The following is a 26,981-nucleotide window of genomic DNA, read 5'->3' as shown; positions in this document are numbered from 1 at the left end:
CCGTTCCCTGATGGCGCTGGCCATGCTCGCCCTCGGCGGTCACCGACCCGACCTCCCAGGCCGGTGACCACCCACAGATCAATACGAAGAGCCCGTTAAGGCCACCTTACGGGCGTCAGACGCCCGTAAGGTGGCCTTAACGGCACCACGGATCAGGCGTCGAGTTCGGCCAGCAGGGTTTCGATGTCCTCGCGCTGGGCTGCCGCTTCCTCCGGCAGCCGGGCCAGTGCCGCGGTCAGCACCTCGCGGGCTTCCGACACCTTGCCCAGGTCGCGCCACAACCGTCCACTGAGGACGTCCGCCGCGACCGCCGGGCCCTCGGCGTCCATGGCCCGCAAGGCTTCCGCCGCCGCCGTGGCGCGGGGGAGTGCCTCCGCCGGACGGTCCAAATTGGCCAGCAGGCGGGCGGCGTCGTACGCCGCGAAGGCGCGCTCCCACTCGAAGTGCGGCCCCTCGCCCGTCACGGCGTCCGCTTCGGCCAGCGCTTCCTCCGCACGCGCGGGCTCGCCGGCCCACAGCCACGACAGCGCCGCCCGGCGCCGGTTGCGCAGCTCCTCCGGCGGCAGTCCGGCCGTGTGGAACCGCGCCGCCGCGGCCGCGAAATCCGCCGCCGCTTCCGCGTCCCGGTCCAGCCGGTCGAGGACCTCCGCGCGGGATTCGGTCGCCTGCCCCGCGGCGGCCTCGTTGCCCAGCGCCGCGAAGTGCCCGGCGGACGCGGCGAACAGCTCCGCCGCCTGGACTTCGCGGTCCAGCTCCTGGCACGCCCTCGCCAGCAGGTACCGGCCGCGCGCCAGCTCGTGGCCCACCTCGGCCCGCTCCAGGACCGCCTCCGCGTCCTCGATCGCTTCGGCCGCCTCTTCCGGACGGCCGGCGTCCAGCGCCGCGGCCGCGAACTCGACCCGTGTGACCGCCGCGTCCACGTCGGCGCCGAGCGCGGCGAAGTCGGCCACGGCCGCCCGGAACGCGGTGGCGGCGTCCTCGGGACGTCCGAGGTCGTTCGCCAGGTGCCCGCGCACCTGCTGCAGCTGGGCCCGCGTCGACACGTCGGTGCCCGGGTCGATCGCCGTCGCCTCGGCGAACGCCGCTTCCCGGTCGCCGAGGCCGGCGCGGAACCGGACGCCCAGCAGCCGGGCGTTCGCGGTCCGCTCGACCGCCCCGATCTCCGCGTACCGCGCGGCGGCCGCGGTCACCAGCTCGATCGCGCCCGGCAAGTCACCCTGGTTCGCCACCACCAGCGCCCGGCGTTCCAGCCACGCCCCCGTGAGTTCGGGGGTGGCGCGCACCGGGTCGCCGGCCCGGTCGAGGACCGCCGCGGTGGCGTCGAGGTCCTGCCGGGCGAAGTGCAGCACCGCCAGCCGCAGCAGGGCGCGGGCGTGGTCGGCGGGCTCGCCGATGGCCTCGAGCCGCGCAGCCGACGCCTCCAGCTCGGCGGCCGCGTCGGGGCGGTCCCCGGCCAGTGCCGCGAACAGGATTTCCTTGCCGCGCGCGGCTTCCGCCCCGACGGCGTCGCCGGCTTCCTCGAACAGCGCGGCCGCCCGCGCGAAGCCGCGGCTCGCGGCGGCGAGGTCGCCGGGCACCTCGGCGTCGGCCGCCGCGGTCACCCGCCGGGCCCGCAGCGTCCCCGCCGGTTCCGGGCACACCTCGTCGAACCGCGCCCAGACGGCGTCGGGCGAGCGGCCCAGCCGTGCCTCCTGCTCGCCGAGGTCGGCCAGCTCCTCCGGCGAATCCGGGTAGACGACGGCGGGCGCGGGAGCCGGCGCCGGCGCGGCGGTTCCGGACAGCGGCAGGTGCTCGACGAGCGGTTCGGCGGCGAGCACCGCGCGGACCCGGTCGCTCTGCTCGGCCGTGCCGTTGCGCGCGTCGAACCGCGCGGCGATGGCCAGCGCGCGGTCCGCCAGCTCGGCGCGCAGCTCCGCCACCGTGGTCGTGCCGCCCGCGCGGCGCACCGGCGCGTCGCCGTGGCCGCCTTCGGCCACCAGCCGCAGGTTCAGCGCGGCCGCGGCGGCGAACTCCTGCTCCGCGTACGGCGTCGGCGGCGCGTCGAGCCAGCCGAGGTGCCGCTCGACGAGGTCGAGCCCGCGCGCGTGGTTCCCGGTGAGCGCGCAGAACGCGACGTGGGTGGCGATCGACTGCAGCTGCGCGGGATCGTGCCGCATCGCCCGGTACGCGCGGCGGTGCGCCTGGACGGCGTCGTCGTACCGTCCGATGTGGACGTACGGGAGCAGCAGCTCGGTCAGGATGTGCTGCGGCTGCTCGACGCAGCTGAACTGCCCGCCCAGCACCGGCTCGGCCACTTCGGCGGCGTCGGCGTACCGGCCGAGCCACGCCAGGTGCGCGACCTTGTCGCTCGGCTCGCAGCCGACGCAGTCGGACATCGGGCCGCGCGGCGCGGCCGACCACAGCCGGTACTGCTCGGCGGCGGTTTCGCGGTCGCCGACGTGCCGGGCCAGCACGGCGCGGTACTGGTGCACCGGGTTCATCGAGTACCCGGCCGTGCGGTAGCGGCGTTCCATGTCGTCGAGCACGGCCCGGGTCCGCTCGAGCGGCACCTCGGGGAAGGTCGCCATCGACCCGGCCATGAACTTGAAGTACCAGTGCAGGTCGTGGGTCCAGCGCGGGTCGGCCTCGCCGCGGTCGTGCACCGCCAGGCACCACGCGAACGGCACGAACGCCTTCGCGGGCTCGCCGCCCTGCTGGTAGGCGCTGGTGAGGAAGATCCGGGCGCCGAAGCGCAGCTCGGGCGAGCCGAGCGCGTCGGCCTCCCGGAGCCCGGCTTCGAGCGCGGCGATCTGGGCGCGGCCGCGCGGCAGGCGCTCGGCGGCCCACAGCCGGTCCCACACCTCCTGCTCGCCGGCGGTGGGGGTGGTCATCGGGTCTCCTCTTCGGGGACGGCCTGCTCCAGCAGGCCGAGGAACGAACGGTTCAGCAGCGCGGCGTCGGCCGGCCGGATCGGGTGCCTGCCGAACAGCAGGGCCTGCCCGTAGAGCGATTCGACGGCCAGCCCGAGCAGCGTGTCGTCCCGCAGCAGGCTGATCCGCCGCACCAGCGGGTTGCGGTGGTTGAGCACCAGCTGCGGGCGGTCGTCGGCCGGCTTCTCGAACGCCGAGAGCACGCCCGCCCACAGCTCGTCGACCTGGTCCTTGGTGGCCCGCAGCTCGCCGGCGAACGCGGCGGCCCGATCCAGCAGGTAGAGCACCGGCAGGCTCGACGGCTGGAACTCGCGCAGCACGACCTCGCAGCCCAGCCGGTCGAGGTGGCGCTGCGCGGCCGCGACGAACGGCCGGGTGGCGAGCGCGGTGGCGCTGTCGAGCTCGGCGAACGCCGTGGTGAGGTCGCTCGGGTCGAGCCGGGTCACCACCAGGTCCGGTTCGAGCGCCCGCATCCGCTCGGCCAGCTCGCTGTCGTAGGTGTAGCCGCCGTTGATCACGGCGATGTCCTGCGCCGCCGCGACGCCGGCCAGCTGCTGGAACTCGTCGGAGGTGGCGCAGTAGCGCAGCAGCCCGTAGCGGCCGCGGAACTCGGCCATGGTCATCCGGCCGACGTTGGTCTCCAGCGGCCACCACTGCTCGACCAGCCGCAGCATCTCGTCGTCGTGCAGGGCGAGCGCCTTGACGCCGAGGTGGTGGATGCCGAGGAACCGGTTCAGCCGGTCGGGCGCGGTCCGCGCCAGCCCGGCGAGCCAGCCGCGCAGCCGGTCGCCGAGCGCTTCGCGCGCCGACTCCAGCTGGCCGTCGTCGTAGAGCGCTTCCCGGCTCGCCGTCGGCCGCAGCTCGCCCGCGTCGACGACGCAGCGGGCGAAGAACGCCCAGTCCGGCAGCAGCCCCGGCGCGTTCTCCGCGAGCAGCATCCGCTTGAGGTAGACGCGGTGGCCGCCGTGCTCGGCCGGGCTGGCCGGGAACGGCAGCACGTACGCCACGCCGGTCAGCCCGGCGGCGGGCACGTCCAGGTCGACGACGTCGAACGGCGTGAAGCCCAGGGTGTCCTGCGCGTAGCCGACCAGGTCGGCCTGCCGCTGCCCGGGCGCGCGGTCGTCGCGGGCCCACGGCACGGGCGTGGTGACCGGCCTGCCGTCGACGGTGATCCCGAACGGCAGCATCGAGCCGTACAGCGTGGCCAGCTCGGCGACGGTCTCGGGGACGAACCACTGCTCGGCGCCGGGGCGCGCGTCGAGGGTCACCGTGGTGCCCGGCTCGTCCCGTTCGCCCGGCCCGATCGCGTACGTGCCGTCGGAGCGGCCGGTCCACGCGACGGCCGGGCCGCCGTCCACCGACCGCGTCACGACGCGCACCTCGTCGGCGACGAGGAACGCCGAGAGCAGCCCGATCCCGAACTGGCCGAGGAACTCGTGGCGCTGGAAGCCCAGTTCGTCCCTTTTGGAGCTTCGCCCGATCGTGGCGAGCAGCTCGTGCACCTGGGCTTCGGTCAGGCCGATCCCGGTGTCGGTGACGCGCAGGACGCCTTCGCCGACCTCGACCGCGATCTCCGCGGGCGCGCCGGGCTCCCGCGCACGGCGGGCGGTCACCGCGTCGACGGCGTTCTGCAGCAGCTCCCGCACGTACACGCGCGGGCTGGAGTAGAGGTGGCGGCTGAGGAGGTCGACGACCCCGCGAAGGTCCACCTGGAAAGTGCGGCTCACCGTGAAAAGTTCCCCCGTGGTTTCCGGCCGCGAACCCTCTCGGCGGCACGCGGTCATGCTAACGGGGGATCGCCGCGGCGGTCGCGTTCGTTTCCCGACGCCCCTCCTGACAACCGGGTTGCGCGAGGCGGTTAACCTGGTACCAGCACGGCGTCGATCCGGCCATCACCGGGGAGCCTCCGGAAGAACCGAGCTTCACCGCTCTCAGTAGAACCGGACGGGTGCGGCCCGTGACAGCCGCCGAACGAAGCGGCCCGCGAGAGCGGGCAAGCGGGGTGGTACCGCGGAACGCCGCCAGGCGTCTCGTCCCCGTGTGGACAGCAGTCCGTACGAGCGCGACGAACCGAGGAGCACCCGGATGTACCCCCAGGCCCAGCTGAACGACGGTGCGGGAGTCCCGTCGCAGCCGTCCTTCCCCGAGCTGGAGAAGCAGGTCCTCGCCTACTGGGAGACGGACCGGACGTTCCAGGCGACCATCGACGCGCGCCCGGCGGGCGAGCACGGCGACAACGAGTACGTCTTCTACGACGGCCCGCCGTTCGCCAACGGCCTGCCGCACTACGGCCACCTGCTCACCGGGTACGTCAAGGACCTGGTGCCGCGCTACCAGACGATGAAGGGCCGCAAGGTCGAGCGCCGCTTCGGCTGGGACACCCACGGCCTGCCCGCCGAGCTCGAGGCCATGCGCCAGCTCGGCATCACCGAGACGTCCGAGATCGAAGAGATGGGCATCGCGAAGTTCAACGCGGCTTCGCAGGAGTCCGTGCTGCGCTACACCGACGAGTGGCGCGAGTACGTCACGCGCCAGGCGCGCTGGGTCGACTTCGACAACGACTACAAGACCCTCGACGTCACGTACATGGAGTCGGTGCTCTGGGCGTTCAAGCGCCTGTGGGACAAGGGACTCGTCTACGAGGGCTACCGCGTCCTGCCCTACTGCTGGCGCGACGCGACGCCGCTGTCCAACCACGAGCTGGGCATGGACGCCGACGTCTACCGCAACCGCCAGGACCCGGCCGTCACCGTCGGCTTCCGGCTGCAGGGCAACGACAACGACCTCGACGGCACCTACCTGCTCATCTGGACGACGACGCCGTGGACCCTGCCGTCGAACCTCGCCACGGCCGTGCACCCGGACGTCGACTACGTCGTCGTCGAGCACGACGGCAAGCGGTTCCTGCTCGCCGAAGCGCGCGTCGCCGCGTACGAGCGTGAACTCGGCGAAGAGCCCGCGGTCGTCGCGCGCTACACCGGCGCGCAGCTGCTCGGTACCCGGTACGCGCCGCCGTTCCCGTACTTCACCGGCACCGAGAACGCGCACCAGGTCCTCGCCGCCGACTACGTCACCACCGACGACGGCACCGGGATCGTGCACATCGCGCCGGCCTACGGTGCTGACGACAAGGTCGTCACCGACGCCGCCGGCATCCCGCCGGTGACGCCGGTCGACGCGCACGGCAAGTTCGACGCCACCGTGCCGGACTACGAGGGCCAGCAGGTCTTCGACGCCAACCCGAACATCGTGCGGGACCTCAAGAACGGCACGGGTTCGGCGGCGCAGCAGGGCGCTGTGCTGCTGCGGCACGAGACCTACGACCACTCCTACCCGCACTGCTGGCGCTGCCGGAACCCGCTGATCTACCGCGCGGTCTCGTCGTGGTTCGTCGCGGTGACGCAGTTCAAGGACCGGATGGTCGAGCTGAACCAGCAGATCACCTGGTACCCGGAGAACGTCAAGGACGGGCAGTTCGGGAAGTGGCTGGAGAACGCCATCGACTGGTCGATCTCCCGCAACCGGTACTTCGGCACGCCGATCCCGGTGTGGCAGTCCGACAACCCCGAGTACCCGCGCACCGACGTCTACGGCTCGCTCGACGAGCTGGAGGCGGACTTCGGCGTGCGGCTGGACAACCTGCACCGGCCCTACATCGACGAGCTGACCCGGCCGAACCCGGACGACCCGACCGGGCAGTCGACCATGCGCCGCGTGCCGGACGTCCTCGACGTCTGGTTCGACTCCGGCTCGATGCCCTACGCCCAGGTGCACTACCCGTTCGAGAACGCCGACTGGTTCGAGCACCACTACCCGAGCGACTTCATCGTCGAGTACATCGGGCAGACCCGTGGCTGGTTCTACCTGCTGCACGTGCTCGCGACGGCGCTGTTCGACCGGCCGGCGTTCCGCACCTGCGTCTCGCACGGCATCGTGCTGGGCTCGGACGGCCAGAAGATGTCCAAGTCGCTGCGCAACTACCCGGACGTCAACGAGGTCTTCGAGCGCGACGGCTCCGACGCCATGCGCTGGTACCTGATGGCGAGCCCGATCCTGCGCGGCGGCAACCTCGTCGTCACCGACAAGGGCATCCGCGACGCCGTCCGCCAGGCCGTGCTGCCGCTGTGGAACTCGTACTACTTCCTCGCGCTGTACGCGAACGCCGAAGGCGTGGAAGGCCAGTGGCGCACGGATTCGCCGAACGTGCTCGACCGGTACGTCCTGGCGAAGACGCACGAGCTGGTCACCGACGTCGAGTACGCGATGGACAGCTACGACGTCGCGGGCGCGTGCCAGACCGTGCGGGACTTCCTCGAGGTACTGACCAACTGGTACGTGCGCCGCTCGCGGGACCGCTTCTGGGCCGGCGACAAGGACGCGATCGACACGCTGCACACCGTGCTCGAGGTGACTTCGCGGGTGGCGGCGCCGCTGCTGCCGCTGACCACCGAGGTCGTCTGGCGCGGCCTGACCGGTGGCCGTTCGGTGCACCTGACCGACTGGCCGAACGCGCTCGACCTGCCCGCGGACGCGGCGCTGGTCACCGCGATGGACCGGGTGCGGCAGGTGGCGTCGTCGGCGCTGTCGCTGCGCAAGGCGAACAAGCTGCGCGTGCGGCTGCCGCTGTCGTCGCTGGTCGTGGCGGCCGAGGACGCTGCTTCGCTGGAGCCGTTCGCCGACATCCTGCGCGACGAGGTGAACGTCAAGGCGGTCGAGCTGACCACCGACGTCGCCGCGCACGGCGGGTTCGAGGTCGCGGTGAACGCCCGTGCGGCCGGGCCGCGGCTGGGCAAGGACGTCCAGACGGTGATCAGGGCCGTCAAGGCGGGCGACTGGTCGCTGCAGGGCGGCACCGTGGTCGCGGCCGGGATCACGCTGCAGGAGGGCGAGTTCGACCGCAGGTTGGTCGCCAAGGGCGGCGGCGCGGCGGCGGAGCTGCCGGGCGGGTCCGGGCTGGTCCTGCTCGACACCGAGGTGACGCCGGAGCTGGCGTCCGAAGGCGTGGTCCGCGACCTGGTCCGGGTCGTGCAGCAGGCCCGCCGCGACGCCGGGCTCGACGTCGCGGACCGGATCGCGCTGACCGTCGACGCCCCGGACGACGTCGTCGAGGCGGCCCGGCGGCACGAGGAGTTCCTGGCCTCGGAGACGCTGGCGACGTCGGTGGCGCACGAGCCGGTGGGCGCGGGCTTCGCCGGCGCGGTCGGCGAAGGCACGAAGGTGACGGTTTCGGTCGCGAAGGCCTGACGAACCGTCGTGGGTGGCCGGTAGGATCGGCCGGTCACCCACGGCGGTGGCGTTCCTTGGGGGAGGGGATACCGGGATGAGTCCTGGCAAGAGACGCGGGATCCTGATCGGCGGCGCGCTGCTGGTCGTCGTGGTCGTGGTGGCGGCGTTCTTCGTGCTGAACAGCGGGAACTCGGCGCCGACGGCGGAAGCCGGGGCGACCTCGGTCGAGCGGCCGGGCGCGGTCGACCCGCAGTCGGCGATCACCGAGTACGTCCAGGACCTGACCGAGAACAACCCCGACGCGGCGGCCCGGCTGACCGACGACAACGCGGCGGCCGCGGTGGCGCTGCGGGACGCGCGGAACACGCTGAACCCGAAGTCGGTCGTCGCCAAGCTGACGCTCCTGCAGCCGACGCCGGCCGGGGCGAAGACGACCGGCGGGACGTTCTCGATGGCGTGGTCCCTCAAGAGCGGCGTGTGGAGCTACGACGTCCCGTTCCAGCTCGCGCAGGCCGGCGGGAAGTGGCTCGTGCACTGGGCGCCGTCGTTGCTGCACCCGAAGCTGGAGGCGGGCCAGCGGCTGGTGGTCAGCACCGCCGCGACGGACACCACGGCGGTCGCCGACCGCGACGGCAAGCCGTTGCTCATCGCCGGGGCGGGCGGGATGCGGACGGCCGAAGGCAACCCGGCGCCGCTGCTGCGTTCGGCGCTCACCGGGCAGGTCACCGCCGCCGCGGGCAGCGGGTTCGCCGTCCAGCGCGTCGACACCAGCGGGAAGAGCCTGGAAACGCTGTTCGGCAAGCAGGCCGAGGACGGGGCCAAGCCGCTCACGGCGAGCTTGAGCCTGGCCGCGCAGAACGCCGCGCAGGCCGCGGTCGACGGCTACGCGGGGTCGGCCATGCTGGTCGCGCTCGACACCGGCTCGGGCGACATCCTCGCCGTCGCCCAGAACGCGGCCGCCGGGAACTCCCCGAAGGCGCTCAGCGGCCTGTACGAGCCCGGTTCGTCGTTCAAGATCGCGACGTCCGTGGCGGCGGTCCAGCAGAGCGGGCTCAACGCGGGGTCACCCGTCGACTGCCCCGGCGTCGCGACGATCGGCACGCGCACGGTGCGCAACGAGGGCTTCGAGCTGGGCGCGACCACCCTGCAGACGGCGTTCGCGCGGTCCTGCAACACGACGTTCGGGCAGCTCGCGCTGGCGCTGCCGGCGGACGGGCTGAAGAAGGCGGCGGACGAGCTCGGGCTCAACGCCGACTACGAGATCCCCGGCATCAAGACCGAGCTGGGCAAGGTCGAGCCGGCGGCGAGCAAGGACGAGCAGGTCGAAGACGGCTTCGGCCAGGGCCGCATCCAGGCCAGCGCCCTCGGCGGCGCGGTGATGGCCGCGACCGTGGCGGCGGGCAAGGCGATCACGCCGAGGCTGTGGCACGACCTGCCGACCACGGTCGTCAAGGGCTACACCCCGCCGCCCGGGGCGGTGCTCGGCGAGGTCCGGAAGCTGATGCGCGCGGTGGTGACCAGCGGCACCGGCCGGGCCGCGGCGGGCGCCGGGACGGTGTTCGGCAAGACGGGCACGGCCCAGTTCGGCGACGGCTCCAACGCGACGGGCTGGTTCGTCGGGTACCGGGGGAGCGTGGCGTTCGCGGTGGTGCTGGAGAACTCCAACGACTCGGGCCCCGCGGTCACCCTGGCAGCAAAGTTCCTGAAGGCGCTCTAAGCGTCGCTTTCACGTGAAAGCTACGCCCCCAGGTGGGCGCTTTCACGTGAAAGCGACGCTTCGGCGGGGGCCGAAGGGTGGGGCTCGTACCGTGGGGGCATGGAGACGATCGCGCTCGCCGAGGTCGCCGCGGTGCTCGCCGACCCGAGCCGGGCCACCATGTGCCTCGCGCTGCTCGACGGGCGGGCCTGGACGGTCGGCGAACTCGCGAAAGCGGCCGGGATCGCGCTCTCGACCGCCAGCGAGCACGTCACCCGGCTGAGCGACGCCGGGTTCGTCGCCCGGGTCAAGCAGGGCCGGGCCAGCTACGTGCGGATCGCCGACCCGCGCGTGGCCGAGCTGATCGAGCACCTGGCCCAGCACGCCGAACACCGGCCGGTCACCGGGCTGAAGGCGTCGCTGCGGGTGAAGCGCCTCGGCTTCGCGCGGACCTGCTACGACCACCTCGCCGGCGTCCTCGGCGTCGCCCTCCGCGACGGCATGCTGGCGACCGGGCTGGTCGACACCGCCGGCGGCCTGACGCTGACCGCCCGCGGCCGCGAGGTCCTGGCCGGCCTCGGCGTCCCGGTCGCCGCCGGGCGGCGGGCGCTGCTGCGCGACTGTCTCGATTGGACGGAGCGCCGCGACCACCTCGCCGGCGCGCTCCCCGCGGCCCTGCTGGACCGCGCCGTCGACGCCGGCTGGGTCGCCCGTGACGGGCACCGCGCGGTGAAGGTCCTCCCGGCGGCACGGCAGCCGTTCGCGGCGCTCGGCGTCGAACTCGGGGCGCTCGGCGGTCCTTAACACACCGGCCGTCCGGCGCGCGGCAGCGGTACACGAACGTGTTAACCCGGTCGCTTCACTATTCTGAGTGCCCCACGGCACTCGGGAGGGAGGCGGCATGGACCAGCTTCCCGTGCTGCTCGGCGTCGGCGGCGTCGTGCTCCTGGCCTCCGTGCTCGCCGTGCGGGTCTCGATCCGGCTCGGCCTGCCCTCGCTGCTGCTCTACCTCGCGATGGGCGTGCTGCTGGGCGAAGCCGGCTTCGGCATCCGGTTCGACAGCCCCGAACTGACCCAGTCGCTCGGCCTCGCCGCGCTCGTCATGATCCTCGCCGAAGGCGGGCTGACCACGCGCTGGTCGGCGGTGAAACCCGCGCTGGGCATCGGCATCGCACTGTCCACAGTGGCCGTGGTGGTGAGCGTCGCGGTCACCGGCGCGGCCCTGCACTGGCTGCTGGGCCTCGACTGGCGGATCGCGCTGCTGTGGGGCGCGGTGCTCGCGTCCACCGACGCGGCCGCGGTGTTCTCCGTGCTGCGTTCGGCCGGGATCGGCAAACGGCTCACCGGCGCGCTCGAACTCGAGTCGGGTATCAACGACGCGCCGGCGTACATCGCCGTCGTCGTGCTGGCCGAGGGCACCACTGTGGACTGGTCGCTGCCGCTGCTCGCGGTCTACGAACTCGGCGCGGGCCTGGCCATCGGCCTCGCGTTCGGCTGGCTCGGCGGGATCGCGCTGCGCCGCGCCGCGCTGCCGGCGACCGGCCTGTACCCGCTGGCGACGGTCGCGGTGTGCGTCGTGGCGTACTCGTCCGGCCAGCTGGCGCACGCGTCCGGGCTGCTCGCCACGTACGTCGCCGCGCTGGTGCTCGGCAATTCGCGACTGCCGCACCGCTCGGACACGCTCTCCTTCGCTGAGGGGCTGGGCTGGCTGGCGCAGATCGGGCTGTTCGTGCTGCTCGGCCTGTTCGCCTCGCCGGGCCGCCTGCTCGACGCGATCGTCCCCGGCCTGGTCGCGGGCGCGGTGGTGCTGCTGCTGGCGCGGCCGATCTCGGTGGTGCTGTCGATGCTGCCGTTCCGCCTGCCGTGGCGGGAACAGGCGTTCCTGTCGTGGGCCGGCCTGCGCGGCGCGGTGCCGATCGTGCTCGCGATGATCCCGCTGTCCCAAGGGGTGCCCGGCGCGCAACGGCTGGTCGACGCGGTCTTCGTCCTGGTCATCGTGCTGACGCTGCTGCAGGGCACGACCCTCGGCCCGCTCGCGCGCTTGCTGGGCCTGGCGAAGAAGTCCGAGGCCCACGAGATCGAGGTCGACTCGGCCCCGCTGGACGAACTCGGCGCGGAACTGCTCCAGGTGCGCATCCAGCCCGGCTCGAAACTGCACGGCGTGTACCTGTCCGAGCTGAGGCTCCCCATCGGAGCGACGGTCAGCCTGGTCGTCCGCGACGGCGCGGGCTTCACCCCGCAGAAGACGAGCCGGTTGCAGGAGCACGACCAGCTGCTGGTGGTCACGACGTCGGTCGTGCGGGATTCGGTCGAGCGGCGGCTGCGCGCGGTGGACCGGGCCGGGCGGTTGGCGCGGTGGAAGGGCGAATCGGGTCGCTGAGCCGGCCCGGTCCGCCCAGCACGAAGCTCACAAAAATCTCACTTGATCTTCCCTCTTTACCCCTTTTGGCTTAACGTGCGCTCATTCGAATGGGCGAACATCAAGTCAAAGGGGTACCCAGAGTGACGAACCTGCGCAGGGTGGCCGCGGCCCTCATGATCACCGCCGCTCTCGGGCTGCTCTCCACCCCGGCCGCGACCGCCGAAGTGGCCCCGTTCCCGGCCCTCGCTCTGCCCTTCAAGGCGGGCCAGCAGGTCTACTCCGCGGGCATCCACTCCGACGACGGCAGCACCGGTGTCAAGAACGCCATCGACTTCAGCCCCGCCGACCGCACCGTGCGCGCGCCGCTCGCCGGCACCGTGCACCTGCAGCACTGCGCGGGCGGCGACTGGGTGACCATCGACCACGCGGGCGGCTGGCGCACCGGCTACTACCACATGGAAGGCATCAAGGTCACCGACGGTGAGCACGTCGAGGCCGGCACCGAACTCGGCTCGACCGGCAACGCGCTCCCGTGCGGCGGCACCAGCACGGGCGCCCACGTGCACTTCACCCTCTGGACCCTCCCGGACGCCCCGGCGGCGAACTGGGACGGCCTCGCGTTCGGCGCCGTCTCGACCACCCTCGCCACCGCGTACGGCGAGCCGGTCGACGGCAAGTCCCTGGGTGGCTGGCGGTTCGCCGCGGGCGCCGAGCAGTACGGGGGCACCGCGACGCACCTCGCGGACAACGCGGTCACCGCGCTGCCGGGGCGGTTCCGCGCCAAGCCCTGAGCCTGTGAGCGGCGTCTCAGAATGTGAGGCGGGGGTTGGCCGGCCGGCGCGTTTTCGGTTACCTTCTGTGCCAGGTCATGAGTGCCAGCGCGAAGCCCCGGCTTGCTGGCCGGCAACCCTCCTACCGCGGTGGGGTGCCCCGGGTGAAGACCGGGCCGGTCGCGTCCCGCGACGGGCAAGCGCGGGCCCCTCGCCGGGGTCCCCCGGACCGCCGAGGAGGCACCCGATGACTCTCGCCATCGACCGCACCAGCGTCACCGCTCACCCCGCGAAGACCGTCGAAACCGGTGCGCCGCAAGGCATCCCCACGGTCGCCGGTGCGGCGCTGCGGGTCCCGCTCGTCACCGGGGAAACCGTCGGCTACGCGAACCTCGACCACGCGGCGAGCGCTCCCTGCCTCGACGCCGTCCGCGCCAAGGTCGACGAGTTCCTGCCCTGGTACGCCAGCGTCCACCGCGGCGCCGGCTTCGCCTCCCAGGTCTCCACCAAGCTCTACGAGCGCACCCGCGACGTCCTGCGCCGGTTCGTCGACGCCCGCCGGACCGACACCGTCGTCTTCACCCGCAACACCACCGATTCCTTCAACCTCCTCGCGCGCAGCCTGCCGCGGCACACCACCGTCGTCGTCTTCGACACCGAGCACCACGCCGCGCTGCTGCCGTGGCAGGGCCCGAACGTCCGGCGGATCCCGACCCCGCGCACGCGCCTCGCCGCGGTGTCCGCTGTGGACGAAGCGCTCGCGGACTCCCCGCAGGGGCCCCGGCTCGTGGTCGTCACCGGAGCGTCCAATGTGACCGGTGAGCTGCTCCCGGTGGCCGAGATCGCCGCAGTGGCGCGGAAGCACGGCGCGCGCGTCGCCCTCGACGCCGCGCAGCTCGCGCCGCACCGCCGGATCTCGATCCGGGAGATGGACGTCGACTACGTCGCCATCTCCGGCCACAAGCTGTACGCGCCCTTCGGCGCGGGCGCGCTGATCGGCCGCGCCGACTGGCTGCGCGCCGCCCGCCCGTACCTCGCCGGCGGCGGGGCCACCAAGCTCGTCACCGAAGACGCCGTCGTGTGGAACGACGGGCCGGAGCGCCACGAAGCCGGTTCGCCCAACACCGTCGGCGTGTACGCGCTCGGCGTCGCGTGCGAGACCCTCTCCCGCGACTGGGACGCCGTCGTCGCGCACGAGCAGGCCCTGCTCGCCCGGCTGCGCAAGGGCCTCGAAAGCATCCCGGGCTGCGCCGAACTGCGGCTGTTCGACGCGCCGGTCGACCGCGTCGGCACGGTCAGCTTCACCGTCGCCGGGTTCGACCCGGGCTGGCTCGCGGCGGTGCTGTCCGCCGAATACGGCATCGGCGTGCGCGACGGCGCGTTCTGCGCCCACATCGCGGCCAAGCGCCTCATCGCCGTCGCCGGTGGCGAAGGGCAGCAGGCCATCCGCGTCAGCCTCGGCCTGGGCAGCACCGAAGAGCACGTCGACCGCGTGCTGCTGGCGCTGCGCCGGATCGTCGCGCGCGGGGCGGACTGGGAGTACGCGAAGGTGGACGGCCGCTGGGCCCCGGTCGGCGACCCGCGGGAGCTCCCGCCGTTCTGCTGAGCGCTAGCCTGGCCCGATGGGGAGAGGGCCGCGCTTCTGGTTTCCGCTGGCACTGCTGGGATTCGCGCAGATCGGCCTGGCGGTGGTGCGGCTGCTGTCCCGCCGCAGCCCGGCCGAGGGCGACTCGGTGAACCTCGTCTTCGGTCCGCTGGAGCAGCAACTCGGCACCGGCGGCGTCGGCGGCACGGGCTACCCGGCGCCGCAGTTCCTCACCCAGGACACCTACTCCGCGGCGGGCGCGGGGCTGCCGGCCGGCCCGGCCTGGCTCGTCGCGCTCGGCGTGGTCCTCGCCGGCACCGCCGTCTGGTACTGGTTCGCGGTGCGGCCCGTGCACCGCGGGCGGTTCGTGCTCGGCGTGGTCGCCGCGCTGCTCGCCGTCCCGCTGCTCGACCTGGTCGGGTCCTGGCAGTTCCGGCTCGGCGACGGCCTGCGCGGCCCGTTGCTGGCCACGCTCGGCCTGCTGGTGCTCGCCGCGTACGAGCGCAGCGTGCTCGTCCTGGTCACCGCGGCCCTGTTCGCGGTCTTCGCCGTGGTGCTTTCGGCGGACCTCGTGGGCGTCCTGCTCGCGGCGATCGTCCTGCTCGCCGCCGCCTTCGCCGCGCTCCTGCGGCACCGCCGCGACACCGCCTGACCAGCGCCGTGGACAATGGACCGGTGAGCACCGAGCCCAGCCGTTCCGAACCCGACACCGCCGCGCCCGAAGAAGCGGTGCCCGACGAGGCGGCCGACGCCCCGGAGAACCCCGAGGTCCCGGCGAAACCGCTGCTGCCGAAGCGGCGGGTCGGCTGGGTGTTCGCGGTCGCCGTCGTGTTCTGGGCGATCGACCTGGTGACGAAGAACCTGGTCACCGCCAACCTGGAGGGCAAGGAGCCGGTCAAGATCCTCGGCGGCCTCATCTACCTGCAGGTGATCCGCAACCCCGGTGCCGCGTTCTCGATGGCCACCGGCATGACGTGGGTGCTGGCGCTGGTCGCGCTCGCCGTCGTCATCGCGATCATCTGGCTGTCGCGGCGGCTGCGCTCGATCGGCTGGGCGATCGGCCTCGGGCTCGTGCTCGCCGGCGCCACCGGCAACCTGACCGACCGCATCTTCCGCGCGCCCGGCGGGCTGCAGGGCCACGTCGTCGACTTCATCTCGGCGTTCGCGCCCAACGGCAAGGGCTTCGCGATCTTCAACATCGCCGACTCGGCGATCTGCGTCGGCGGCGCGCTCATCGTGCTGCTGTCCCTGCTGGGCAAGGACTACGACGGCACGTCGACCAAGGACAAGAAGAAGCAGGAGGACCCGGCGTGAGCTCGCGGATGCTCCCGGTGCCCGACGGGCTCGACGGGATGCGGGTCGACGCCGGCCTCGCCAAGCTGCTCGGCCTCTCCCGCACGGTCGTCGCGGAGCTGGCCGAAGCCGGTGACGTGCTGCTCGACGGCCGTCCCGCGGGCAAGTCCGACCGGCTCACCGGCGGCGGCCTCCTGGAGATCACGCTGCCGGAGCCGTCGAACCCGGTCGAGGTCGTCGCCGAGCCGGTCGAAGGCATGCAGATCCTCCACGACGACGACGACATCGTCGTGATCTCGAAGCCGGTCGGCGTCGCGGTGCACCCGAGCCCGGGCTGGACCGGCCCGACGGTGGTCGGCGGCCTCGCGGCGGCCGGCCTGCGCATCGCGACGTCGGGCGCGGCCGAGCGCCAGGGCGTCGTGCACCGCCTCGACGCGGGCACCACCGGCGTGATGGTGGTGGCCAAGAGCGAGCACGCGTACACGGTGCTGAAGCGGGCGTTCAAGGAGCGCACGGTCGACAAGGGCTACCACGCGATCGTCCAGGGCCACCCGGACCCGACGCGCGGCACGATCGACGCCCCGATCGACCGCCACCCGCGCCACGACTACAAGTTCGCGGTCGTCCAGGGCGGCCGCCCGAGCGTGACGCACTACGAGGTCGTCGAGGCGTTCCGGGCGGCGTCGCTGGCGCACATCAAGCTCGAAACCGGGCGCACGCACCAGATCCGCGTCCACTTCTCGGCGCTGCGCCACCCCTGCGTCGGCGACCTGACGTACGGCGCGGACCCGGTGCTGGCCCGCCACCTCGGCCTGAGCCGGCAGTGGCTGCACGCGAAGACGCTGGCGTTCGCGCACCCGGCGGACGGCCGCTGGGTCGAGTTCGAGTCCGAGTACCCGGACGACCTGGCGAACGCGCTGAAGATCCTGCAGGACGAGAGCTACTAGTCCGCTGGGCCGGACGCCATGAACGACCCTTTCATCTCGTCCGGCGAGGTGAAAGGGTCGTTCACTACGTCCCGGGCCAGGGTCCGGCACAGTGGCGGCGCTCGCTCGACGGAGCCATGTGGCGCGACTTGCCGAGACCCTGTCACCTCTGCGCGGCCCGCCCGGCGCGCGTTTCCGAGGGCCGGACGCCATGAACGACCCTTTCATCTCGTCCGGCGAGGTGAACGACTCTTTCATGTCGTCGCGGGCCCCCGCTGCTAGTCCTCGATCGACCAGGTCAGCGTGCGCTCGTCCGGCTCCGGCCGGGGGCTCCACCGGACCGACACCACGCGCGTCGCGTCCGGGAGCACGTACACCGTGTGCCCGCCGAGGGTCTCGCCCGGCTTGACGCCGATCTTGTGCGGCGGCCGCGAAGTCAGCGACACCGGCGCCTTGCCGATCGCCGTCCCGTCGGCCGTGAGCAGCTCGAGGTAGTTGTCCGGCAGCGACGCGAACGGGATCGACCCTCGGTTGGTGATCTCGGTGTGCACGACCACCGCGCGTTCGCCGTCCTCCAGGCGGTAGCCGGCCGCGCTGAACAGGTAGTCCGCCGGGTCCTGGACCTCCAGGAGCTGCACCGACAGCTGCTCGCCCTCCAGGCCCTGGGTCTCCATGACCTCGCCGAGCCGGCCGCGCTTGCCCGTGCCGGCCGGCTTGACCGGCTCGTCGCCGCGGGCCCACGACGCCGTCTGGGGGAGGCCCCAGGTGCTGACGGCCGGGTCCAGCGGCGCCGGGGGCGGCGTGAACGGGCGCGGCGGCTGCGGCGGGCGCGGCGGCGGGCCCGGGTACCGGCCGGACGGCGTGCCCTGCACGTTGTACGGCCCCGAGGGCGCGCCTTGCACGTTGTACGGCCCGGACGGCGCCCCTCGGACGTTGTACGGCCCCGAGGGCGCGCCCTGGACGTTGTACGGGGCAGGCGGCTGCTGCGGCACCGGCTGCGACGGCGGCGCCGGGTACGGCTGCTGCGGCGGCCGGTTCGCCCACGACGGCGGGGCGCCCGCGATGGCCGCGCGCAACCCCTGCGGGTCGCTTTCGACGCCGACGAGCAGCGGGAGCCCGCTGCCGGAGAGGGCGACCAGCCGGTAGGCGACCTCGCGGGGATCCATGCCGACCTTGGCCGCGAGCTCGTGCACCGCGGTCTTGCCGAGGTCGGCGAGCGCGGCGAGCAGGCGGGTATCCACGGGATCGGTCACGGCCACTCCCGGAACGCTACCGCCTCGCCCGCCGGGCCGTACCGAAGGCTGTCCGCCCCCGGCGAAATGCGCGCCGTTTCTGTCGGTGATCTCCGTTAGGGTCGCGGACGAGACACCGAACGAAGCTGGGGGGTCCTGCCCATGACCGCGGTCACCGAACTCGCCGACGAGTTCGTCGAGGCGCTGTTCGCCGCCGATCCGCTGACGCCCGCGCTCATGGGCATCCGCCCGGCGGAACCCGGTCTGCCGGACCAGTCCGCCGAGGCCGAGCGCGCGTTCCGGACCCGGATGGCGGAGTTCGCCGAGCGTGCCCGCGCGATCGCCGCCGAAGGCCTCTCGGCCGAGGACCGGGTCACCCGCGAGGTGCTGATCTCCACGGCCGAGAACCGCATCGCGTCGGCCGACAGCCGGATGGCCGAGTTCACCGTCACCGACCTGTCCATCGGCCCCGCGGCCGGCCTGCTGCTGGCCCTGCCGATGACGACGGTGACCGCGGGCGAGACAGCCGAAGCCCAGCTCGGGCGGCTCGCCGCCATCCCGGAGTTCCTCCGCCAGTCCGCCCGGCGGCACGCCGAGGGCATCGCCGACGGCCTGCTCCCGGTGGCCCACCTGGTCGACGCCGCGGTCGCGCACCTCGACCGCTACCTCGCCGAGCCGGCGAACGACCCGCTGCGCCGCCAGCCGGCGCCGGACGAGGAGTTCGAACGGCGCCGCGAGGAACTGCTCGCCGACGTCGTGCGCCCGGCCTTCGCGGAGTACCGCGCGTTCCTCGCCGACGAGGTGAAGCCGCACGGCCGGCCCGAAGACCGGCCCGGCCTGTCGTGGCTGCCCGGCGGCGAAGAGACCTACGCACGCCTGGCGCGGCTGCACACGACGACCCAGCACACGCCCGAGGAACTGCACCGGATCGGGCTCGACGTCATCGACTCGCTCGCCGCCGAGTACCGCGAGCTGGGGCTGAAGGTGTTCGGCACCGACGACCTCGCCGCGATCTTCGAGCGCCTGCGCACCGACCCGGCGCTGCGCTGGGGCAGCGCCGACGACCTGCTGGACACCGCCCGCACGGCGGTCGCCCGTGCGGCCGCCGAGGCGCCGAAGTGGTTCGGCCGGATCCCCGAGCAGCAGTGCACGGTCGAAGCGGTGCCGGCGGAGGTCGCGCCCGGCGCGCCCGCGGCGTACTACCTGCGCCCGGCGGCCGACGGCTCCCGGCCCGGCATCTACTTCGCGAACACCCACCAGGCCACCGAACGGCTCCGGCACATGGCGGAGACGACGGCGTTCCACGAAGCCGTGCCGGGGCACCACTTCCAGCTCAGCATCGCGCAAGGGCTGACCGAGCTGCCGCTGCTGCGCCGCATCAGCGGGTTCGCTGCCTACATCGAGGGCTGGGGGCTCTACAGCGAGCGCCTCGCCGAGGAGATGGGGCTCTACTCCGACGACATCGCCCGGCTCGGCATGCTGGCCGGCGACTCGCTGCGGGCGGGCAGGCTGGTCGTCGACACCGGGCTGCACGCGCTGGGCTGGAGCCGGCAGCAGGCGATCGACTACCTGCTCGAGCACACGCCGGAGGCGCTGCCCGAGATCGAGTCCGAGGTCGACCGCTACATCGCGTGGCCCGGTCAGGCGCTGGCGTACATGGTCGGGCGGCTGGAGATCCAGCGGAACCGCGCCCGCGCCGGGGAGCGGCTCGGCTCGCGGTTCGATGTCCGCGCGTTCCACGACCTCGTCCTGGCCGGCGGCCCGCTGCCGCTGTCGGTGCTGGCCTCGGTCGTCGACGAGTGGGTGGCCGGGCACGGCGACACCGTCGACGGCCTGGCGGGCGAGCTCGTCGAGCTGACGTTCGAGCAGGACCCGCTGACCCCGTCTGTACTCGGCCTGCCCGGCGACCACGACCGCCTGGCCGACCAGACCCGCGCCGCGAAGGAGCGCTTCCGGGCCGCCTACACCGGGCTCGCGGACCGCGCGCGGGCGCTGCCCACCGACGGCCTGTCGCCGGAGGAAGCCGTCACGCGCGAGGTCGTCATCGCCGCCGCCGAGGTGGAGGCCGGCCGGCTGGGTGCGCGCTCGGCCGACATGGCGGTCAGCGACGGGCTCACCGCCCCCGCGCTCGAACTGCTGATGTACCTGCCGTACTACAAGCTGGACGACGAGAAGAAGGCACGCGGCTACCTCGCCCGGCTCGCCGCGGTCGAGCCGTTCCTGGCGACGCTGACCGAACGGCAGCGCGAGAGCCTCGCCGAAGGGCTGGTGCCGCCGGCGTACCTCGCCCGCGTCGGCGCCGAGTACATCGACCGCTACCTCGCCGCGCCGGACCGCGACCCGCTCAAGGTGGCCACGACGGCGGCCGTCGAGAACTTCGAAGCCGACCGCGACCGGCTGCTCGCCGAGGTCGTCCACCCGGCGTACGCGCGCTACCGCGACTTCCTGCGCACGGAGGTCGAGCCGGTCGGACGCCCCGACACCGCGCCGGGGATCAGCCACGTCCCGGGCGGCGCGGAGCGCTACGCGGCGCTCATCCGCGCGGAGACGACGACCGAGCGCACCGCGCAGGAGCTGCACGACACCGGGCTGGCGCTGATCGAAAAGCTCGGGGCGGAGTACCGCGAGCTGGGCGCGAAGGTGTTCGGCACCACCGAGCTCGCGGAGATCTTCGAGCGGCTGCGCACCGATCCGGCGCTGCGCTGGCGCGACGGCGACGAGCTGCTGTCCGCGGCGCGGGACGCCATCGCCCGTGCCGAAGCCGTCGCCCCGCGCTGGTTCTCGCACCTCCCGGCGGAGAAGTGCGAGGTCGCGCCGGTCCCCGAGGCCGACGCGGCGAGCGGCACGATCGCGTACTACCTCCCGCCGGCGCTCGACGGCACGCGCCCGGGCACCTACTACGCGAACACCCACGAAGCGGACAAGCGGCCGCGGTTCACCAGCGAGGCCATCGCGTTCCACGAAGCCGTGCCGGGCCACCACTTCCAGCTCAGCCTGGCCCAGGAGCTGCGCGACCTGCCGCTGCTGCGCCGCATCGGCATGTTCAACGCCTACGCCGAGGGCTGGGGGCTGTATGCCGAGCGGCTGGCCGACGAGATGGGGCTGTACTCCGACGACGTCTCGCGCTTCGGCATGCTGACGCAGGATTCGATGCGCGCGGGCCGGCTGGTGGTCGACACCGGGCTGCACGCGCTGGGCTGGAGCCGGCAGCGGGCGATCGACTTCCTCGTCGAGCACACGCCGATGGCGCGGCTGGAGATCGAGGCCGAGATCGACCGGTACATCGCCTGGCCGGGACAGGCACTCGGGTACATGGTGGGGCGCCTGGAAATCCAGCGGCTGCGGGCGGAAGCCGAAGCGGCGCTGGGGGAGCGGTTCGACATCCGCGGCTTCCACGAGGTCGTGCTCGGCCACGGCATGCTGCCGCTGTCCGCGCTGGCCAAGGTGGTCACCGACTGGGTGGCGGGCCAGTGCGACACGCCCGGCGGGCTCGCCGACGACCTGGTGGCGCTCAACTTCGAGCGCCAGCCGCTCTACCCGTCGGTGTTCGGGCTGCCGGGCGAGCACGACAAGCTGCCCGACCCGGGCGCGGAAGACCGCTTCCGGGCCGGGTACGCGGCGATCGCCGCGCGGGCCGAGGCGCTCGACCCGGCGGGCCTGCCGGCCGCCGAGCGGGTCACCCGCGAGGTCGTCATTTCCCAGGCGCGCACGGAAATCGACGAGATCGACTCGCGCCGCGGCGACATCGCGGTCAGCGACGGCCTCGGCGCGCCCGCGCTGCAGCTGCTGCTCTACCTGCCGCAGACGGTGCTGGACGACGAGGTGAAGGTCCGCGGTTACCTGAGCCGGCTCGCCGGCGTCGGCGGCTACCTCGACGCCCTGATCACCCGGCAGCGCGCCGCGCTGGCCGAGGGGCTGGTGCCGCCGGAGTTCCTGGTGCGCATCGGCATCGGCTACGTCGAGCGCTACCTCGCCGCGCCGGAGAGCGACCCGTTGCGGGTGACACCGGCGTACGCGCTCGAAGGCTTCGAGGCCGAGCGCGACCGGCTGCTCGCCGAGGTCGTCCACCCGGCTTACGAGCGGTACCGCGCGTTCCTGGCGGACGAAGTTGCGCCGGTCGCGCGGCCGGAGACGTCGCCGGGCATCGGCGACCTGCCGGGCGGCCCGGAGCGGTACGCGGCGCTGATCCGCGTCGAAACGACCACCGACCGCTCCGCGCAGGACCTGCACGAGACGGGGCTGGCGCTGATCGAGAAGCTGGCGGGGGAGTACCGCGAGCTGGGCGCGAAGATCTTCGGCACCACCGAACTCGCCGAGATCTTCGACCGGATCCGCACCGACCCGGCGCTGCGCTGGCGGGACGGCGAGGAGCTGCTGGCGGGGGCCCGCGCCGCCATCACGCGTGCGGAAGCCGTTGCCCCGCAATGGTTCTCGCGGGTCCCCGAGCAGCAGTGCGGGGTGGCGCCGGTGCCCGAGGCGGAGGCGGCCAGCGGCACGATCGCGTACTACCTCCAGCCGTCGCTCGACGGGACGCGCCCGGGTGTCTACTACGCGAACACCCACGAGGCCGAGAAACGGCCGCGGTTCACCAGCGAGGCCGTGGCGTTCCACGAAGCCGTGCCGGGGCACCACTTCCAGCTGTGCCTCGCCCAGGGCCTCACGGATCTGCCGTTGCTGCGCCGGATCGCGCACGTGAACGCGTACGCCGAGGGCTGGGGCCTCTACGCCGAGCGGCTGGCCGACGAGATGGGGCTGTACTCCGACGACGTCTCGCGGCTGGGCATGCTGACCCAGGACTCGATGCGCGCCGGCCGGCTGGTGGTCGACACCGGCCTGCACGCGCTGGGCTGGAGCCGGCAGCAGGCGGTCGACTACCTGGTCGAGCACACGCCGATGGCGCGCCTGGAGATCGAAGCGGAGATCGACCGGTACGCCGCCAACCCGGGCCAGGCACTGGGCTACATGGTGGGGCGCCTGGAGATCCAGCGGCTGCGGGCCGAAGCCGAAGCGGCGCTGGGCGACCGCTTCGACATCCGCGAGTTCCACGACGTCGTGCTCGGCAGCGGGACGCTCCCGCTGCCGGTGCTGGCCGGCGTCGTCGCCGAGTGGGTGGCCGGGCACGGCGACACGCCCGACCGGCTCGCCGACGAGTGCCTGGAGCTGATGTTCGAGGCGCAGCCGCTGATCCCGTCGCTCTACGGCCTGCCCGGCGCGCACGACAAGCTCGCCGACCAGACCGCCGAGGCGGCCGAGCGGTACCGCGCCGGGCTCGCCGGGCTCGTCGCGCGGGCCGAAGCGCTCGACGCGACGACGCTGGCCCCGGCCGAGCGCGTCACCCGGGACGTGGTGATCTGGCAGGCGCGCACCGAGATCGACCTGCTCGACTCGGGCCGGGCGGACCTCGCGGTGAGCGACGGCCTGGCCGCCCCGGCGCTGATGCTGCTGGTGGAGCTGCCGCAGACGGTGCTCGACGACGAGCCCAAGGCCCGCGGCTACCTGAGCCGGCTCGCGGCCATCGGCACGTACCTGGACCAGCTGATCGAGCGGCAGCGCGCGGCGCTGGCCGAGGGCCTCGTGCCGCCGGAGTTCCTGGCGCGCATCGGCATCGGCTACGTCGAGCGCTACCTCGGCGCCCCGGACGAAGACCCGCTGAAGGTCCCGGTCCACGGGCTCGAGGCGGAGCGCGACCGGCTGCTCGCCGAAGTGGTCCGGCCCGCCTACGAGCGGTACCGCGACTTCCTGGCCGGCGAGGTCGTCCCGGTCGCGCGCCCGGAGACGTCCCCGGGCCTGGGCGACCTGCCGGGCGGTGCGGAGCGGTATGCGGCCCTGATCCGCGCCGAGACGACGACCGAGCGCACGGCCCAGGAGCTGCACGACACCGGGCTGGCGATCATCGAGCGGCTCGCGGGGGAGTACCGGGAGCTGGGCGCGAAGGTGTTCGGCACCACCGAGCTCGCCGAGATCTTCGAGCGGATCCGCACCGACCCGGCGTTGCGCTGGCGGGACGGGGAGGAGCTGCTGGAGTCGGCCCGCCGGACGATCGCCCGTGCCGAAGCCGTGGCGCCGCAGTGGTTCCTGCGCGTCCCGGAGCAGCGTTGCCAGGTCGCGCCGGTGCCACCGGCCGAGGCCGAAAGCGGCTCGATCGCGTACTACATCGACCCGTCGCTGGACGGTTCGCGGCCGGGCACGTACTACGCCAACACGACCGAGGCGGACCAGCGGCAGCGGACGCTGAGCGAGTCGGTCGCGTTCCACGAAGCCGTGCCGGGGCACCACTTCCAGCTGACGCTCGCGCAGCAGCTGACGGGGGTGCCGCTGCTGCGCCGGGTCTGCATGTTCAACGCCTACGTCGAAGGCTGGGGGCTCTACGCCGAGCGGCTGGCCGACGAGATGGGCCTGTACTCCGACGACGTCTCGCGGTTCGGGCTGCTGACCCAGGATTCGATGCGCGCCGCGAGGCTGGTGGTCGACACCGGGCTGCACGCGCTGGGCTGGAGCCGGCAGCGCGCGGTGGACTTCCTGCGGGAAAACACCCCGATGGCACAGATCGAGATCGAGGCGGAGATCGACCGCTACGCCGGCCACCCCGGCCAGGCCCTCAGCTACATGGTGGGCCGCCTGGAAATCGAGCGCCTGCGTGCCGAGGCGGAGGAGGCGCTCGGGGACCGGTTCGACATCCGCGAGTTCCACGACACCGTGCTGGGCAGCGGCACGCTGCCCCTGCCGGTCCTGGCCACGGTGGTGGCGGACTGGGTGGCCACCCGGGCGGGGGAGCGCTCGTGACCTGGCTCGAACTCGCCGAAGACACGCCGTTCGGCCTGGACAACCTGCCCTACGGCGTGTTCTCGGCGGCCGGGGCGCCCGACCGCCGCGTCGGCGTGCCCATCGGCGACCAGGTCCTCGACCTGACCGCCGCGGCGGCCGAGACCGCGGCGGCGTTCGCCCCGCTGCTCACCGCCGGGGTGCTCAACCCGCTGCTGGCCGCCGGGCCGGGCACCTGGCGGGAGGTCCGCGAAAGCGTCCGGGAGTGGCTGACCGAGCGCCGCTACGCCGACCGGCTGCGGCCCCACCTGGTGCCGCTGAACGAAGTCAGCACTCACCTGGCCTTCGAAGTCGCCGACTACGTCGACTTCTACTCCAGCGAGCAGCACGCCCTCAACGCCACCCGGATCTTCCGGCCCGACGTCACCGAGCTGGCGCCGAACTGGAAGCACCTGCCGATCGCCTACCACGGCCGGGCGGGCACCGTCGTGGCCTCGGGCACCCCGGTCGTCCGCCCGCACGGGCAGCGCAAGCCGCGCAACGCGGACGTGCCGTCGTTCGGCCCCTCGCAGCGGCTGGACATCGAGGCGGAGGTCGGGTTCGTCGTCGGCGTGCCCTCCACCCCGGGCACGCCGGTGCCCACGGCGGACTTCGCGGACCACGTGTTCGGTGTCTGCCTGGTCAACGACTGGTCGGCGCGCGACATCCAGGCGTGGGAGTACGAGCCGCTGGGCCCGTTCCTCGGCAAGTCGTTCGCGACGTCGGTGTCGCCGTGGATCGTCCCGCTGGCCGCGCTCGAGCACGCGCGCGTCGACGGCCCGCCGCAGGACCCGGAGCCGTTCGAGTACCTGCGCACCAGTGAGAAGCAGGGCCTGGACCTGGCCCTGGAGATCCGGCTCAACGGCCACCTGGTCTCGAGCCCGCCGTTCGCCTCGCACTACTGGACGGCTCCGCAGCAGCTGGCGCACCTGACCGTCAACGGCGCGCACCTGCGCACCGGCGACCTGTACGCGTCCGGCACGGTGACCGGCCCGGAACGCGACCAGCGCGGCTCGTTCCTCGAACTGTCCTGGGGCGGGCGGGAACCGTTCGAGCTGCCGGGTGGTCAGACCCGCGCGTTCCTGGAGGACGGCGACGAGGTGGTGATCAGCGCGACCGCGCCCGGCCCCGGCGGCACCCGGATCGGGTTCGGCGACGTGCGGGGCACGGTGGTGCCCGGCTGACGTGTGGCTCCCGCCGGGTCCGGACTGCGGAGGACGCGTGCGGATGAGAGGGTCGGCCGGTGGTGCGAGGAGCGGTGAAGAGGGGATTCCGGCGAGCCGGGGCGACGCTGGCCCGGTACCGGGAGCGCGACGGCGACCACTACGCCGCCGCCGTGACGTTCTTCAGCCTGCTCGCGCTCGTCCCGCTGATCATGGTCGCGGTCTCGGTGACCGGCTTCGTGCTGGCCGGTGACCGCCTCCTGGCCGCCGAGCTCGACCGCGTCATCGGCAGCTCGCTGCCGCCGGAACTCGCCGGCCAGGCCACGAGCGTCGTGCACACCGTGGTCGGCGAGCGCGGCCGGATCGGGCTGCTCGCGCTCGCCGTCGCCGCCTACTCGGGCTGGAGCTGGATCAGCAACGTCCGCGACGCCGTCACCGCGATGCTCGGCCAGGAACGCACCCCGCGCCCCCTGCTGCGCGGCATCGTCACCGACGTCCTGGTGCTCATCGGCGTCGGGCTGGCGATGGCGGTCTCCTTCGGCCTGGCCTCCCTGACCGGCGCGGCCGGCGCGGGCCTGCTCCGCCTGACCGGCCTGGACGGCGGGTTCGCGCACTTCGTGCTGGTCGCGGGCTCGCTGCTGCTCGGCCTGGCGGCGAACTGGCTGGTCATCGCCTGGTGCCTGGCCCGCCTGCCCCGCCGCCCGCTGCCCCTGCGCTCGACCCTCCGCCCAGCGGGCGCCGCCGCGGTCGGCCTCGGCGCGATCCAGCAGGCCGGCGGCCTGTACCTGCACCTGCTCGGCCGGTCCCCGGCGGTCGCGGCCTTCGGCACCCTGGTCGGCCTCCTGCTGTTCGGCTACCTGATCGTCCGCTGGCTCCTGATGGTCACGGTCTGGCTGACGGTCCGCGACGAACCGACGACCACGCTCGCGGCGGACGTCCGCTACGCGGGCACGACCCTGGGCGCGGGCGCGTCGGCGGAGCTGGTGGTCCGCACCCTGTCGGGCCGCTGAGGAGGTGC

Annotated in this window: 15 protein-coding genes and 1 riboswitch; of the genes, 12 read left to right on the top strand and 3 right to left on the bottom strand. The window is 73.4% G+C overall.

Translation table 11 applies throughout. From position 1 onward, the window contains the following. Positions 1 to 152 precede the first annotated feature (152 nt). Positions 153 to 2,870 (bottom strand): hypothetical protein, encoded by a 2,718-nt coding sequence (locus EIY87_RS24605; protein WP_125312228.1) that lies wholly within the window; start codon positions 2,868 to 2,870, stop codon positions 153 to 155. Further along, positions 2,867 to 4,636, bottom strand: a complete 1,770-nt coding sequence (locus EIY87_RS24600) for an HSP90 family protein (RefSeq protein WP_125312226.1) — start codon at positions 4,634 to 4,636, stop codon at positions 2,867 to 2,869. The genes EIY87_RS24605 and EIY87_RS24600 overlap by 4 nt, the downstream gene beginning before the upstream one ends. Positions 4,637 to 4,994: 358 nt before the next feature. Between EIY87_RS24600 and ileS the strand changes: the two genes are divergently transcribed. From ileS to EIY87_RS24555, 9 genes are all read left to right on the top strand, one after another. Further along, positions 4,995 to 8,153 carry an isoleucine--tRNA ligase gene (ileS, locus tag EIY87_RS24595; protein WP_125312223.1) on the top strand — a complete coding sequence of 1,053 codons (3,159 nt, stop codon included), beginning with the start codon at positions 4,995 to 4,997 and terminating at the stop codon, positions 8,151 to 8,153. Between the two features lie 76 nt (positions 8,154 to 8,229). Then, positions 8,230 to 9,852, top strand: coding sequence for a penicillin-binding transpeptidase domain-containing protein (locus EIY87_RS24590; protein WP_125312220.1), 1,623 nt, complete (start codon positions 8,230 to 8,232; stop codon positions 9,850 to 9,852). 99 nt (positions 9,853 to 9,951) lie between these two features. After that, positions 9,952 to 10,635 carry an ArsR/SmtB family transcription factor gene (locus EIY87_RS24585; RefSeq protein ID WP_125312217.1) on the top strand — a complete coding sequence of 228 codons (684 nt, stop codon included), beginning with the start codon at positions 9,952 to 9,954 and terminating at the stop codon, positions 10,633 to 10,635. Positions 10,636 to 10,732: 97 nt separating this feature from the next. After that, positions 10,733 to 12,211, top strand: coding sequence for a potassium/proton antiporter (locus EIY87_RS24580; RefSeq protein WP_125312214.1), 1,479 nt, complete (start codon positions 10,733 to 10,735; stop codon positions 12,209 to 12,211). A gap of 122 nt (positions 12,212 to 12,333) precedes the next feature. After that, positions 12,334 to 12,984, top strand: a complete 651-nt coding sequence (locus EIY87_RS24575) for a M23 family metallopeptidase (RefSeq protein WP_225440020.1) — start codon at positions 12,334 to 12,336, stop codon at positions 12,982 to 12,984. 73 nt (positions 12,985 to 13,057) lie between these two features. Continuing rightward, positions 13,058 to 13,172, top strand: a riboswitch (SAM riboswitch). A 38-nt stretch (positions 13,173 to 13,210) separates the two neighbouring features. Next, complete coding sequence (locus tag EIY87_RS24570; protein ID WP_125312208.1) at positions 13,211 to 14,569, top strand: aminotransferase class V-fold PLP-dependent enzyme; 1,359 nt, start codon at positions 13,211 to 13,213, stop codon at positions 14,567 to 14,569. Between the two features lie 16 nt (positions 14,570 to 14,585). Then, positions 14,586 to 15,200, top strand: a complete 615-nt coding sequence (locus EIY87_RS48440; protein ID WP_225440019.1) for a hypothetical protein — start codon at positions 14,586 to 14,588, stop codon at positions 15,198 to 15,200. A 23-nt stretch (positions 15,201 to 15,223) separates the two neighbouring features. Continuing rightward, on the top strand, positions 15,224 to 15,862 hold the full coding sequence (gene lspA / locus EIY87_RS24560) for a signal peptidase II (protein WP_404800095.1): 639 nt from the start codon (positions 15,224 to 15,226) through the stop codon (positions 15,860 to 15,862). After that, positions 15,859 to 16,788, top strand: coding sequence for an RluA family pseudouridine synthase (locus EIY87_RS24555; protein WP_125312205.1), 930 nt, complete (start codon positions 15,859 to 15,861; stop codon positions 16,786 to 16,788). The genes lspA and EIY87_RS24555 overlap by 4 nt, the downstream gene beginning before the upstream one ends. Before the next feature lie 257 nt (positions 16,789 to 17,045). Here the strand turns inward: EIY87_RS24555 and EIY87_RS24550 are convergent, their stop codons facing one another. Further along, the gene (locus EIY87_RS24550; RefSeq protein ID WP_125312203.1) at positions 17,046 to 18,026 is read right to left on the bottom strand and encodes an AsnC family protein; all 981 of its coding nucleotides are present in this window, start codon (positions 18,024 to 18,026) and stop codon (positions 17,046 to 17,048) included. A gap of 135 nt (positions 18,027 to 18,161) precedes the next feature. On the opposite strand from EIY87_RS24550, the gene EIY87_RS24545 reads away from it, so the two are divergent. The 3 genes from EIY87_RS24545 to EIY87_RS24535 all read left to right on the top strand — a co-directional run bounded on the left by EIY87_RS24545 (position 18,162) and on the right by EIY87_RS24535 (position 26,973). Then, the gene (locus EIY87_RS24545; protein WP_125312201.1) at positions 18,162 to 24,782 is read left to right on the top strand and encodes a DUF885 domain-containing protein; all 6,621 of its coding nucleotides are present in this window, start codon (positions 18,162 to 18,164) and stop codon (positions 24,780 to 24,782) included. After that, positions 24,779 to 25,984: a fumarylacetoacetase gene (gene fahA, locus EIY87_RS24540; protein ID WP_191984252.1), complete on the top strand. Its 1,206-nt coding sequence runs from the start codon at positions 24,779 to 24,781 to the stop codon at positions 25,982 to 25,984. Before EIY87_RS24545 ends, fahA begins: the two co-directional genes overlap by 4 nt. Before the next feature lie 74 nt (positions 25,985 to 26,058). After that, positions 26,059 to 26,973, top strand: a complete 915-nt coding sequence (locus tag EIY87_RS24535; RefSeq protein WP_158641349.1) for a YhjD/YihY/BrkB family envelope integrity protein — start codon at positions 26,059 to 26,061, stop codon at positions 26,971 to 26,973. Positions 26,974 to 26,981: the final 8 nt, after the last annotated feature.

Origin of the sequence: Amycolatopsis eburnea, assembly GCF_003937945.1 — a bacterium.
GTDB lineage: Bacteria > Actinomycetota > Actinomycetes > Mycobacteriales > Pseudonocardiaceae > Amycolatopsis > Amycolatopsis eburnea.
Note: the sequence above shows the minus strand (reverse complement) of the source record. Positions and strands in the feature narration are given on the sequence as shown.

Excerpts from the sequence above, each read along its gene's own strand:
- EIY87_RS24605 (WP_125312228.1), bottom strand. The coding sequence starts at position 2,870 with ATGACCACCCCCACCGCCGGCGAGCAGGAGGTGTGGGACCGGCTGTGG.
- ileS (WP_125312223.1), top strand. The coding sequence starts at position 4,995 with ATGTACCCCCAGGCCCAGCTGAACGACGGTGCGGGAGTCCCGTCGCAG.
- EIY87_RS24590 (WP_125312220.1), top strand. The coding sequence starts at position 8,230 with ATGAGTCCTGGCAAGAGACGCGGGATCCTGATCGGCGGCGCGCTGCTG.
- EIY87_RS24585 (WP_125312217.1), top strand. The coding sequence starts at position 9,952 with ATGGAGACGATCGCGCTCGCCGAGGTCGCCGCGGTGCTCGCCGACCCG.
- EIY87_RS24580 (WP_125312214.1), top strand. The coding sequence starts at position 10,733 with ATGGACCAGCTTCCCGTGCTGCTCGGCGTCGGCGGCGTCGTGCTCCTG.
- EIY87_RS24570 (WP_125312208.1), top strand. The coding sequence starts at position 13,211 with ATGACTCTCGCCATCGACCGCACCAGCGTCACCGCTCACCCCGCGAAG.
- EIY87_RS48440 (WP_225440019.1), top strand. The coding sequence starts at position 14,586 with ATGGGGAGAGGGCCGCGCTTCTGGTTTCCGCTGGCACTGCTGGGATTC.
- EIY87_RS24545 (WP_125312201.1), top strand. The coding sequence starts at position 18,162 with ATGACCGCGGTCACCGAACTCGCCGACGAGTTCGTCGAGGCGCTGTTC.